Annotated in this window: 11 protein-coding genes; 3 read left to right on the top strand and 8 right to left on the bottom strand. The window is 28.0% G+C overall.

All coding sequences use genetic code 11. From position 1 onward, the window contains the following. Positions 1-15: 15 nt before the first annotated feature. From AW729_RS00815 to AW729_RS00790, 7 genes are all read right to left on the bottom strand, one after another. Positions 16-282, bottom strand: a complete 267-nt coding sequence (locus AW729_RS00815) for a hypothetical protein (RefSeq protein ID WP_112123290.1) — start codon at positions 280-282, stop codon at positions 16-18. Positions 283-467: 185 nt separating this feature from the next. Continuing rightward, positions 468-770 (bottom strand): hypothetical protein, encoded by a 303-nt coding sequence (locus AW729_RS00810; RefSeq protein WP_112123289.1) that lies wholly within the window; start codon positions 768-770, stop codon positions 468-470. A gap of 29 nt (positions 771-799) precedes the next feature. After that, positions 800-928, bottom strand: coding sequence for a hypothetical protein (locus tag AW729_RS11585; RefSeq protein WP_257791395.1), 129 nt, complete (start codon positions 926-928; stop codon positions 800-802). Positions 929-1964: 1036 nt separating this feature from the next. Then, positions 1965-2576 carry a hypothetical protein gene (locus AW729_RS00805; RefSeq protein WP_112123288.1) on the bottom strand — a complete coding sequence of 204 codons (612 nt, stop codon included), beginning with the start codon at positions 2574-2576 and terminating at the stop codon, positions 1965-1967. 831 nt (positions 2577-3407) lie between these two features. Then, on the bottom strand, positions 3408-4025 hold the full coding sequence (locus tag AW729_RS00800; protein ID WP_204355183.1) for a TIGR00645 family protein: 618 nt from the start codon (positions 4023-4025) through the stop codon (positions 3408-3410). Between the two features lie 48 nt (positions 4026-4073). Continuing rightward, positions 4074-6329 (bottom strand): RyR domain-containing protein, encoded by a 2256-nt coding sequence (locus tag AW729_RS00795; RefSeq protein ID WP_112123287.1) that lies wholly within the window; start codon positions 6327-6329, stop codon positions 4074-4076. A 113-nt stretch (positions 6330-6442) separates the two neighbouring features. Next, positions 6443-8812 (bottom strand): RyR domain-containing protein, encoded by a 2370-nt coding sequence (locus tag AW729_RS00790; RefSeq protein ID WP_112123286.1) that lies wholly within the window; start codon positions 8810-8812, stop codon positions 6443-6445. Between the two features lie 444 nt (positions 8813-9256). Here AW729_RS00790 and AW729_RS00785 point away from each other — a divergent pair, with 444 nt between their 5' ends. Next, positions 9257-10768, top strand: a complete 1512-nt coding sequence (locus tag AW729_RS00785; protein ID WP_112123285.1) for a hypothetical protein — start codon at positions 9257-9259, stop codon at positions 10766-10768. A gap of 90 nt (positions 10769-10858) precedes the next feature. Here AW729_RS00785 and AW729_RS00780 read toward each other — a convergent pair whose 3' ends face one another. Continuing rightward, complete coding sequence (locus AW729_RS00780; RefSeq protein WP_236951240.1) at positions 10859-11272, bottom strand: diacylglycerol kinase family protein; 414 nt, start codon at positions 11270-11272, stop codon at positions 10859-10861. A 242-nt stretch (positions 11273-11514) separates the two neighbouring features. On the opposite strand from AW729_RS00780, the gene AW729_RS00775 reads away from it, so the two are divergent. Both AW729_RS00775 and AW729_RS00770 read left to right on the top strand, forming a co-directional pair. Beyond that, a complete protein-coding gene (locus AW729_RS00775) occupies positions 11515-12474 on the top strand; it encodes a BspA family leucine-rich repeat surface protein (RefSeq protein WP_112123284.1) in 960 nt (319 codons plus the stop codon). A 304-nt stretch (positions 12475-12778) separates the two neighbouring features. Next, the gene (locus tag AW729_RS00770; protein WP_162685700.1) at positions 12779-13726 is read left to right on the top strand and encodes a lipopolysaccharide assembly protein LapB; all 948 of its coding nucleotides are present in this window, start codon (positions 12779-12781) and stop codon (positions 13724-13726) included. Positions 13727-14074 lie beyond the last annotated feature (348 nt).

The raw sequence follows: 14074 nt of genomic DNA, 5'->3' as shown, positions 1-14074 counted from the left end.
TAAATATTTTACATTTTATTCACAATCGATTATATATTCAATGAGTGATTCATTTTTTGCTGAAATTAGAATATATTTACTTCCTTCAGAATATCTGAATAGTTTTCCATTATTGTTTTGTATATCACTTATATATCCTTCTTTACCTGCAATAGTTGTATTTATTTCATCAACTAAACGTACATTATCGTAAACTTCACTATTATCATCCATTGAAATAATTATATTTTCATCACCATCAGAGAAGATTGCTTCAGTTTTTATTACCAGACATAAGTTCATATTCATCAGGAATGTCAAATTCTATTCCATTAAAATTAAATAATACAGTTGCTGCATCATTTGAATTTGCATTAACTGAATTCATAGAACAAATTAACATTACTGCTAATAAAGAGGTAATTATTATTTTTTTTATTCACTTTCATCACCTTTTTTCTTAGTATCTAATTAATTTATTTTTTTTATTATTGTTTAATTATCATTTGACTTAAAGTATCTTCATCCCCTGTTATTGTAACAACTTTACCTTTGTATAAATAAGAGAACATTAGAGTTCCATGTACATTAGACAAATAACCTTCAACGCCATTTATTGTTTTATTTTCTGCATTTTCTAGAAAAAGAAGATTGTCTTCTGTAAGATTACCACCAGTATTATTATATTTTATATAAATGCATATTTTGTGGTTGTCATCACTTAAGATACAAGTATCTTGTGTAATACTATCATTAGTTTGATTTTCTTTATTTAAGGGATCGTTTTCCACCACTTCATATCCTGGGAGAATATTGAATTTTACATCGTGAAATGTAGTGTGTCATCTTCAACTGTTGGAATTTCATTATTTTCAGCATTAATAATTGTTAATGAGCCAATTAAAGATAATAATACACAAATAATTATTATTATTTTATTCATCTTCATTTTAATCACCATAAATTTACAATAGAAAAAATTTCATTTCTTCAAGAGTAGACTCCAAATGAAACATTTCATATATAATTTTATAATCATGTAATTATTTAAATGGAATAAATAAATTTCTTTCATAGGAATTGAAAAATTATTTTTTTGTGTTTTTTAGCATTACTCATTACTTATGGGAGGGGATATTTTTTATCAGAAAAATTTTTCAGTTTGAGATTTATTGTTAAGGGGAATTTTCTTTAATGTATAATTTGGTATTTGATTTTGTTTGTATCTGTCTAGAATAGACTTGACAATTTTTCTTTTTAATTTTACTTGATTCCTGTTTTTATCTATTTTACCTATTGCAAATTAATTTGTATTTGGATTTTGTTTTTGAGAAGTGTTTTTGTATTTGAAATAGAATAACTTTGTATTTTTTATGAGGAGTGTGTTGTGTAGCTTATTTTTGCAACAGGGAGAACATACAACAATTTCGTTTCAGGGTTCTTTAGCATGCTTTTATAATACCATGTATATAATATTATACATTATATTGTTCTTTTGTTTAGAATGTCTAGTTAAATATGTACATTAATATAGCAATAATAATTGTCGCACATCCTCTTTTCTCTATAAAAAAACAAACATGATCATCCGGAATCAATGTCCTAATATCTGTAGGTAACAAAAATGTTTGACCAATAGTATCTTCACGTAAAACCATAAATAACAAAACCATTAATAATCTTATTCTATATAATATGTTTATAAAAGGTTATATTTAAATATACCTATAAAACAAAAACAATAATTCAAATATAAATCAAAATAAAAAATATATCAAAAAATAAAAATATACAATAAAATAAATTAAAAATAAAGAGATTTAAAGTAATAAAAAATTAGTCATTTTGGGAGAGTTGTCGCACACTCTCAAAAATAAGAAAAAAAGAGATAATGATGAATATGAATAAAACAGAGATATTTTAAAGTTTTATCCATCACTTAAATGTTATGAAACTATTGTTCATTTTCAATTAGGATACAAAGGCTATATGTTGAAATTCTCTTTTGGTATTGTAACGTTAAATTCAATTTTTTGATGTTCTCCAATCGTAAAATTTCCTACATCAGCATCAAAATGTATAGTTATATCGTCTGTAACATCACTAGATTGATTTTCAGAACTATTTTCTGTATAAGCCAATATACCCTCTTTTATAGTAACATGACCTTTCCCATCATAAATAAGAGAACCTTTTTCATGAGCCTTAATAAGTTCATTGGTTAAATTTTGTTTAATAATTTCCTCGTTAAACTCTGTATTTTTAGGATCTTCTATTTCAACTTTCCAGTCTATATCGGATAAATTTACTGAAAACTTCAATGTATAATTATAATACTCAGGACCATCTTTTTCGTTATATGTAGCAGGATATTCACCAAGATATTCACCCGTTGTTGTAACAACAGGATAATAATCATTAGTAATAATAGGCTTATTGGAATCAGTTAATACATATGATGAATTATTTGCAACAATACTTCCCGTAACTGTCCAATTATTGTTTTCAGGTTCCTTAAATAATATGTTTTGTGCTGAATATATTCCAACAATCAGAAATATTATAAACAATGCAATTAGGATGTACTTTTTTGCCATATGCCTATCCTCCAATACAAAATATATTACAAAACGTTAATATTATTTTTAGATGAAACAGTATATATATTAAATAAATATAATACTTTACGTAAAAATATTCATGAATTTTGTAGGTGAATGGATTAATATTTTTTTTAGTGTTTAATTTCTTTTTATTATTTTATTTGATTCTTATCTTAATTAATTTAAATTTTAATGTAGAATAATTTAAACTGAACTTAATAAGTTTACCCAAAAATAGTTAAATGATTTTTATGATTGTACAATTTATCCTAATCGTAATAAGTGAAGAAATATGGATTGTAGACATTGAAAATAAGAAGAAATACTAGTGTATAATTAATTACCATATAAAGTCACAGTAATGATGAAAAGGAAAAGATAATGAACTCATAATAAAATAATTAGCATTAGATAATTAATGGAAGCTATAGCAGAATATGTTATTAATACTTAAAATAGAAGAAAAAAATAATTACTCATACTTCCTAAAACAGAATGACTTTGTGACAGGATATGAGACTTGTAGTAACCGTGTTTAATGAATAACATTTCTTTTCTTCAATTTTCATTAGAATATTTTTTTCAATATCATAGAAAAAAATACCATCAAGTAGTAAAACCTTTTTATTTTACATATAAATCGGTATGCTGAAAAAATCATTCCTGTGGGTTAGATGAAGATTTAACTGAAAGTATGCGTATCAATTCATTTAAATTTATTTCTAATAAATCACATGCACATCAACATGAGAATTCAAATATTACGATAACTATATTAAGTTCTATGAATTCAAAAAAATAGAAAGGTAGTAGAAAAAATGAGAATTAATAATATTCATATCTTATAGGATTTTCAGTACTGTCTAGTTTATCTTTTTTACTTCCTTTTTTCTCACCGATATAAACCATCCATGACAGCAGTACACCTGAAATTACAAATACCAAATGTAATGCTATTCTCCACATTTCGAATGTAGGATCTATACCAGAGCCAAGCTCAAAGAAGTCCCTTAGCAGTTCAACCAATGATATTGCTACTATAGAACTTACGATTTTTAATTTCAATCCTGAAAAATCCAACTTACCTAACCATGAAGGTCTATCATCACTCATCTCCGCAGGATCAAGCTTGGATACGAAATTTTCATATCCGGATAATGTTACAAGCAATACAAGACATCCCAGCAGTGCCAAGTCCAGTAAACTTAATATGTACATTGCAAAGTCTTCAAAGGACATTGTTATAAAGTTAGGAATCATTGTCACAAACAACAGTATGAATTTTACAGCCAATATCAGCAATGCTATAACCAATCCCAAAAATATTGGTGCCAGAAACCATCTGCTTGAGAATATAATCTTTTCAAACAAGTATTCCAATTTATATTTAGATGTGTTTTCTTTATCTAATTGTTCATCTGTCATGACAGACTCATCAACCATTTTCTATCCACCCCTCCTATTATTAAAAGAGTTACCATAACATAAAATCTACTTTGTTTTTATAATTTTAAGTCCTATCTCATCACACATTTGTGGTAGGTGACTGAATGTATTCTTGTTGGTATTTTTATGTTTATCATCAAGTTCCTTCCATGGCACTAGGTTCGGATTAGTCTTCAGATTATCATCCCGTTTTTTACCATATTTCCATCCGAGGTTTATCCTTAGCTTGTACCATGCATCATGTTCACGTCTTGCAAGATACTCCAATACTTCATCATCAAACTTATCAACGGTTTCTCCATCAGTATCCTTGGATACTATTTTATAATGAAGTTCTCCTAACATCTTAACCAAAAAGTCCGCCTGACGATAATTTGAATACTTGATATACTCAGGCAATTCTTCAAAGCCTTTGGCATCATGGGTCTTGTTATAGAACTCATGCATCTTGAATGTTAATAACCGCACATTTGTCCTTACAATCTTTAGTCCTATAGACTTGACCATGTTAGGAATATTCTTTACTGCATCGACATCATACTGTTGAATTTCAGGTTCTAATTCCTGCCATGGAACAAGATATGGTGTTATGAAGTTATCGATATCCTTGACTTCACCATATGTCCAACCGGTACCACGTTTTTCCTCACACCATTCATCATGTTCAACGATAGCCAAATCCTTTATTTCTTCAGAAGAGAATGATTTGACTTCATCTCTTGAATCAGAAGGTAATGCCATTTCACATCCAATCATGCTTAATTTCTTTGGAATGGATCTTGCCTGTCTGATATTGGCAATCTTCAGCTGTGGACTCAAATCATTGAATTCACAGAGACTATCAAATTTAGCTTGTAAATTATCAGAGATTTCACCTTTTGCCTTTGCTTCAGCATATTCTGCTTTTACACTTTCAATGTATTGGTTATGTGCTTCAACTGCCAGTTTCTCCACATTTCTTAAAAGGATATTGGGTGAATGTGCTTCAAATTGCATGATTTCACGCATCACATTATCCTGTTCTACGACTGTGGTTATACTGATATCATCCTTGAAAATAGCTTTTATGTCCAATACGTTTCTTAACAATTCCTCTTTTTCTTCAGAAAAACCTAATCCCATGGATCCGTGGTGTACGATATATTTTAGTGACAACTTATCTTCAGTGATGTCCAAATCCAATTCATTGATATGACCACGTTTTTTATCAAGTACTCCAAATGGCTGTCTGTTCCATTCCTGAAGTTCATCACATAATATCAAGAGATATGATAACGGACTTTTAGTTGGATTCATATTACCCTGACAGAATGGTTTTTTCATCAGCACGTTACGATAATAGTTATGAAGCAGTATTGCCGTAGCACTATCAACTATTGGATAATAGAAGAAATCAAAATTTTTAGAATACTTTTGAACAAGATATCCATATGAATTTAGAACAAGTATTGCACTGAAGAATCCATGGTCGATAAATCCATATTCTCCCATAATATTGACAAAATCATTCAGATGTTTTTTTAACTCCTCGATATCAACATCGGAAAAATCAATCACTATCTTGTTGGCCATAATATCGGTTGGCTTAAACAAGTCCAGGAACTTAGCTTTTTCATATTCATTTCTATAATCATCATTGAAATCTGTCTTCATTTTAACAATAGTGTTAAATTCATTGAAGTCCTTGAAGTCTATAGCAGTATCTGTCTTATAATCATCAGATATTGATTTTATACCATCATTTAGGAATTTCTTCAATTGTTTTCCAATAATTTCAACCGGATATCCTATGTCATGGAAGAGTGCTGCTATTCCCCAACGGTATAGGAATTCCTCATCACTGAATATGTTTTTGATTTTATAATACTTAGTATATGGACTAGCTACGATGTATTCCATGAATATCTTTCTATACTTTTCATTCTGTGAGTATATTGCAAGACCCAGTAGAAATACGTTTACTGAGTGTATGAAGTGATCCCTTTGCTTATCAATCAAGTCACCGGTGTTTTCCTCATACTTCTTCATTATCTCAACCAAGTCCAGAATAGTATTAGGCTCATCATCCAATGTCGTTAACTTGGTTTTCTCCTTATCCGATTTATCCTCTTCAGTGATTTGATAAATCATTAGAAATGTCTGATATATTTCATAGGCATTATAACTTGTTTCATTCTCTAAAAATAAGTCAATACCCGCCTTTAGAAGACCTTTATACTGATGACCATTATAATAGTCATCATATAAAACTAATTTATCAAAAAAAGCATCTACATACTTTTTCAAATCATTATCTTTCATTTAATCTCTACCCCATATTATCCATTAAATTTAATGATTATCCTTTTTGAAAAATTTATTATTGCCACTGATTTGAACAACATAAATTATTTAAAAAAAAAAGTTAAATAGGTTTATTTTTTAACTTTAATAATTTTTAAACCTACCTTATTACATAATTCCGGAAGTTTTCTGAAAGTATTTTTATTTGCTTCTTTTCTTTCCCAACTCAATTCAGGCCATGGAACTAAATTAGGACTGCATATTTTACTTTTAGTTACATCTATAATATCGGGACATAATGTCCATCCTAATTTGAATTTTTCTTCATACCAATTTTCATGTTCTCTTCTAGCAAATTTTTCAATTTCATCATCATTGAATGCTATGACAGCTTCTCCCTTCTCATCAACTGAAACAATTTTATAACCCTCTTCAGATAATAACTTTACTAAAAATGCTGTTTGCTTATAGTTAGAATATTTTGTTTCTTGACGTAAATCTTCAAAATCAGGGGCACCTGAATCGAAATACTTTTTGAATGTTTTATGCATTTCAATGGTTAATAATCTGATTTTTGTTTTAACAATTTTAAAACCTAATGAAGATAATATATTCGGCATTTGTCTAATAGGTTCTCTATCCTTTTCTTTAGTTTTTTCACTTAATTCATTCCAATCAACCAAATCAACATTAATTCGCTGTTTTTCATCCTTATCTATTGGTGTGATATCCTTATTTCTTTCTTCTTCCTCTTTATTAAATTCACAGAATTGATTATATACTCCTTGAGAAATAGTATTTTCTTTACCAACAATATCTGGATTAAATGCTTCATGATGAGATATCCATCCACTATTTCTTTTTTCTTCACACCAATCTTTATGTTCCAGTATAGCCAAATCTTCTATTTCACTTACAGAAAATTCATGAAGTTCCCTCTTTGAAGATTCTGGTACAATTTCACAACCAATTACATTTAACTTATATGGATAACTTTTTGCCTGTCTAACATTAGACTTTTTATACATTGGTTCAAGGTCACAGTAATCCATAACATCCAAATTACCATTTTCTTCTTCCTGTTTTTTATAATTATTATGTATTTGTTCGGCTATTTTTTCAATATGCCTAAGCAATACGTTTGGTGTTTCTGTTTCAGATGGTATGATTTTTTCCATAGGACTATCTAAATCCAATTCAACATCAATATATACATTAAATCCTCTAGAAAATATTGCATTAATATTCAATAATTCTTTAAGAAGTTTTTCTTTATCTTCTTTAAAACCTAAACCTACAGAACCATTTTTAATAATATAATCTATATCAAATTTTTCATTAGTTATCTCAATTTTCATCTCATAAACATATGATTTTCGCCTATTTTGAATCCCTAATGGCTTTCTATTCCATTCTTGTAACTCATCAGATAAAATCAAAAGGTATGCTATTGGATTTTGACTTGGGTTAAGATTTGATTGATTGAATTTCTTATGAAGTACAAACCTATAGAAATTATGTAATAAAATTGCTGTTGCACTATCCACTATCGGATAAAAGAAGTAATCATATTTTTGAGTATTATCTTTTTCTTTATAATGTTTCTGCATTAATGCAGCATATGAATTCAATACTAAAATTGATGAAAAATATCCATGATCAATGAAATTATCTTCATACATATCATCAATAAATTTATCTAATTTCACACTCAATTTATCAACATCGATACCTAAATCTATAGATATCTTATGAGCCATTATATCAGTAGGTTTATATAAATCTAAGAAATTAGCATCAGGATAATCTTCCCTAAAAGCTACAGTAAAATTGGGATCTTCTTTAATTATACTGTTAAATTCTTTGAAGTCTTTAAAGTCAATAGCCGTATTAACAACATATTTATCCGATATGGATTCAATCCCATCATCAATATATTTAGTTAACTCATTACATATTATCTCCACAGGGTAACCGATATCATGGAATAATGCTGCTATACCCCAACGATATAAAAATTCTTCATCAGATACTACTCCATCTTTAAGTCGATAATATTTTTCGTAATTATTTGAATTATTCTTTATATAATGAGCAAATATTTCCCGGTATGTTTGATTCTGTGAATATATAGCTAAACCTAAAAGGAATACATTTACGGAATGTATAAAATGATCTCTTTGTTTTTCTATTAAATTCCCTGTATCTTCCTCATATTCCTTCATAATGTTAGCTAATTTCAAGAGTGAGTTAGATTCACTGACAAGTTCACTTGTATTTTTACGTTCTTCTGATTTATCCTCGGGTGTTATCTGATAAATCATGAAAAATGTTTCATATACGTCATATGCATTATAATCATTTTCATAGTCCAAAAATACATCTATACTTGCTTTTAATAAGTCTTTATAGTGGTGATCATTATGTTCATCATCATATAAAGTTAAATTGTTAAAGAAATCATCTACATATTTCTTTAAGTTGTTTGTTTCGGTTGTCATTGGCATCACTTAAATTAGATTTCATATAATTTATAATCATAAATTATCATTTAATAATAAAATATTGCTTTTATAAAATAAAAGATGCATATCAGTTTATACAGAATTAAAATGCAACATTATTTTTAACATATCCGTTTAATTCAATAAAATAATAAAATATGATTTACTCTTATTTATATTATAAAAAATATTTAACTTACCTAAAGCAAATACTTTAGTTAAGATACATTTATATCAAATAGGCTTCTATTAGCATAATAACCCTTAATCATCCCTTATTTTACAGTAAACATTTTTCTTTCATAACCTTATATCATTAAAATAATATGATAAATTATATATAATATATTTAAATTTGACACTATATTAATTAAGCCATATGAACATGAGATTAATCCAAAAAATAATTGCATAAATAGATAGCTGGCAGGGGTGACTTGATTGGTTGAAAATAGTTACATAATTGATGTTCCAAAGAAATATGAAGAAGTTTTGAGGATAATATTAAACGAAGAAAATGATATCGAAAGTAGAATGGACTTGATTGAGGATATCACCAGCAAAGAGGTACTGTTTAAATTAGCACGTGACAGCCAGAACATGACAATATCCAAGAAATGTGTTGAGAAAATAAATGATGATGACTTATTATATAAACTGATGCTGGAGGATGTAGACTACGAAACGATAGAATATGCTGCTAGAAAAATTAAAAACAAAGGATTGCTTCTTAACATTTTGAAAAACATGGAGGATTATGAGTTTACATTAATTCAAATAATACTGGAAAACCTAGATGATTGCAATTTACTATTAGATGTTATACTTAATGAGGATTATGATTCTTCTTTCAGAATAATAGCCATGGAAGAATTATCAAAGAAATATCCATTCATGCTGCCAAATGTATTGTTAAACATTGAGGATGGATTCCTTAAGAGTAAATGCCGTGAATATATAACCGATGAATATTTTTTATACACCCAGTTACCGGATGATGACGTTTTTTTAACCGAATCTGAAGAGGACTTCATTGACTTGATAATAAACTCCATAGACAATAAACAACTGTTAAACTACATATTGGACAATAGCAATAATGAATATGTTAAAAATACCGTCAAAAAAAGGATGGATGAAAACAAAGATTCTAATAAAAAATTCATTTTGGCGAATATATTTTCAAATGAAAATCACAATCAGGAACACATGAACATGACCTATAATGACTACTTTGAAGATGAAACTCTTGATTTGAATGACATGGATAAAAATATAAGATATCTATTATTAAATCCAAACCCATCAATTAGAATGAATGCAATAAAGAATACGCAAAATCAAGAGTTATTAAAACAGGTAGTATTGAATGATCCCGATAGAAAAAATAGACTTCTTGCATTGGATAGGATATTGGATGAAGAAATAATCAAAGAAATCTATGATAAATCAGAATATGATGACAATCTCAGAGAAAACTGCCTTAAGAAGATTAATGATGAGCAATACTTTAAGAATCTCCTAATCAGAACCCCCCACTGTATAGAAATGCTATGGGATAAACTTAACGATGAGACAATTATCAGGGATTTACTTCTTAACAATTGGAATAATCTATTCTACCCATTTTTAGATAAACTAATGGATAAAATCAATAATCCTGATAATCATACAAAACTAGCATCATTTGCAGACAATTGGAAGGTTAGACGAATAGCCATTATCCAAATTGAAAAAAAATTTGATAAGAAGTATGCAAATATCTACACCAGCCATACTATATCTGAATGGGGCTGTTATAAAATATGTTTAGAAGGAAAATATCTTGATGTGAAAATAAGAGCCGTAAACAAGATTAATGATAACGATTTATTGTACTTTCTTTTCCTCTTAGGTTCAGAGTACATTATAAGAAATACAGCATATCGAAAATTAATTCGACCAGATGATTAGTTTACTTGATTGTAATTTAATTTAATAAGCAAAGTAATCATTTAATCAGGCCATACTTATTGTTTCACCTCATTATTTATTTTTAAGGATTTACGTGATAAAACTATATAAGTTCATCATAATTTTTGGTATGAATATCATCAACCCAATTAATGCTGAAGTAATTGAGACTACGAGTACAGCTCCTGCTGATGCATCCTTTGCTAGCCTTGCATTTTCATCTATCTTCCATCTATTGTCATTTCTATTTTTTTCTATAAAATCAACGGTATTTTCTATTGCAGTGTTAAATATCTCAAAACTGATAACCAAACCAAATAATATTATACATATAATCCATTCATAAACGCTTATTGATAAATATAATCCTATAATAACTACCATTATCATGATTATCAATTGTATTTTAAGATTTCGCTCCTGAGAAATTGATTTTGTTATACCTGCTAATGCATATTTAAAGCTATTAAATATATTCCTAGATTTAAATTCCTCTTTAATCAAAAATATCACCACATCAATACTTATCATTTATGTATTATTGTCTAGATAGGATATATATGTGGTAAATTATTTTCTTTAATGAATTAATCATTATCTTAATGTAGATATAATATCAGTTTTAGGATATTCCTGATAATATGAATGCCAAGAATATCTTGTTTATCTTATGAAATCATTAAGTAAAATGAATCCCATAACTATAATTCAATAATTAAAAAATTAGCTATGGGTATTGATTAAGTATGAACAAAAATGTAAACTATAATAAACACTACTACAATGATTCTCTAAAAGAGTTTGAAAATCTTAACACTACAACAAGAAATATATATGAACTTGATAATTATTCCATACTTGTTGTACTTGATGATGGAAGAAATCTAACAAGCTTGGATCAAATAGATGATAATGAAAGTGTAGTTTACATCAGTGAAGACCTTAAAAATACAAAGAAGCTAACTAGAAGATATTCATATCCTAACCTTAAGGCTATAGTTACACAGAACATGTCACCTAATATTAAAAGTACTAGCTACATGTTCTATTCTTGCAAAAACTTAACGACAGTATCTGGTCTAGACACATGGGATACAAGTCATCTTAAGGATTCTCATGGAATGTTTAAAAACTGCAATAAACTAACCCACATTTACTCCATGAAGGATTGGAACATGTCTAATGTAGTTGACACATCATCCATGTTTGAAAACTGCAACAGCCTATCATCACTGGGAGACTTAATAAATTGGGATACAACGAGTATTGAAGATATGACTTCTATGTTTGAGGATTGTACTGGACTTAATAATCTTGATGGTTTATCCGATTGGAATATGAAGTCTGTTAAAAGCATTGACAGAATGTTTGAAAACTGTATGAACCTATGTGATATTGATTCAATAGCCGGATGGAATCTGCCTGAGAACATAAGTAAGGTCAACATGTTTAGGGACTGCCTTGAACTTGACGAGGAGAAAATTGTGCATTTTAACAGTCAACCGAAAAATAAGAGCAATCATCACCTAAAGGAGAATGTCATCCAAGAAAACACCAACAAACATAAAAACATTATAAATAAAACAAAAACTACTGAAAGGGTTCCCACTGATAATATAGTTGATTATGAAGTAGATGGTTTTTTTGATTATTCCTCGGATTTAGATTATGTGATGAAAGTATTAACAAGAAAATATGGGAAATAAGATACAGTTATTGATTTTATCAATTATTAGATATTTGCATAGCTAATCAAGAACATGCTCCCATCTACTCTTTTTCAACATACATTCTTTCTAATTACCCCTATTTTTAAATTAAACCTTTTCCTTTATAAAACAAAAGATTTCCTAAATTTATATAATTACTTTTAAATACCATTTAGTATACATAATGAAAGGATATGAAAATCAAAAAATGCAAATAATACTATGTTAATTTAACCACGAACACGATATTCATTCCGATTATGTTAATATTAAGAAGGAGATCAGAATGACCAAGAGTGATATGCTAATTGAAAAGACATTTGGAGAAATACATGAAAATCCAGAAAAATCCTTAGATATATTCAATGAAATCTTAAAAAGAGAGCCGAATAATATTAAAGCCATTAATGGCAAAGCAAGTGCCTTGATGAAATTAAAACAAACATCCAAAGCAGAAAAATATTTTAATAAATCTTTATCGATAAAAGAAAATTCATCAGCACTAATAAATCTGGGCATAATATCAAAAAATAGGGACGAATATGAAAAAGCATGGAACTATTTTGATAATGCGATAAAACTAAAACCAGAATTGAGTGACGTGATAACCGTCTTTAAAAAAGAAATATTTGACAAACTTGAAGTGGATAACTTGGATTTAAAACTGGAAAACTTCAATGATAAAGCAAATAAACTAATTATTGAAGGCTTGAAAAATGAGAAAAAAGGCAAATACTGGGATGCATTGGATTCTTATGAAAATGCTTTGATAGCAGATTCATCATCAGAAGAAGTAATGTTTTCATTAATTAAGAGGTTAAATGTGCATTTTCAAAATGAATTGATATATGAAGATAAGAATAGTGAAAATATCATGAATAATCCAATTAAAAGAAAAATTGCTGAGATAATAATCATCCAAAAAAGACCTAAAAAAGCTACAAATATTCTTAATAAAGCTTTGACCGAAAATCCTAATGATTTAATCCTGTTGAATTTTAAAGGTGGTGTGGAATTTTCCTTTGATAATTATCAAGAATCAATCAGATACTTTGATAAATGCTTAAATTTAGATTCCCACTATGTTTATGCAGCTTTTAATAAAAGTATTGTATTTAGAAGATTGGAACGATATGAAGATGCATTGGAAATATTAGACAATTTACTCGAAAGGCCTGAATTCTATAATATTATCCGATACCAAAAATCCGACATACTTAAAAAAGTTCAATCAGAGTCACCCCCCTAAAAGGTATGCAAAACTATTTTTAAATAAGGGTATTGAAACAGGGCTAGCAATAAAATATTTTATAACTATTTATTTCAATAATCCTATTTAAATATAGATAATATAAGATGTTTATTAATTATTTGGAATGGAAAGATAATCAGTTAAGCATAAAGTAAAGCAGACTCTTTAATTACATTGAAATATTAAAAAGATAAGCCATATTATTGATTAAAGCACTTGCTTTATATTTAACTGGAGTTTTTCTAGTAATTATTAAATAAGTGACATGATAAAAAGTAATATTATATGGCAATGGTTATTATAAAGCTATTGATAAGTTATTAAAATTTAGAATTGACATGAGGA

The organism is Methanosphaera sp. BMS (assembly GCF_003268005.1).
In the GTDB taxonomy this organism is placed as follows: domain Archaea; phylum Methanobacteriota; class Methanobacteria; order Methanobacteriales; family Methanobacteriaceae; genus Methanosphaera.
This window is presented reverse-complemented; position numbering and strand designations above follow the sequence as displayed.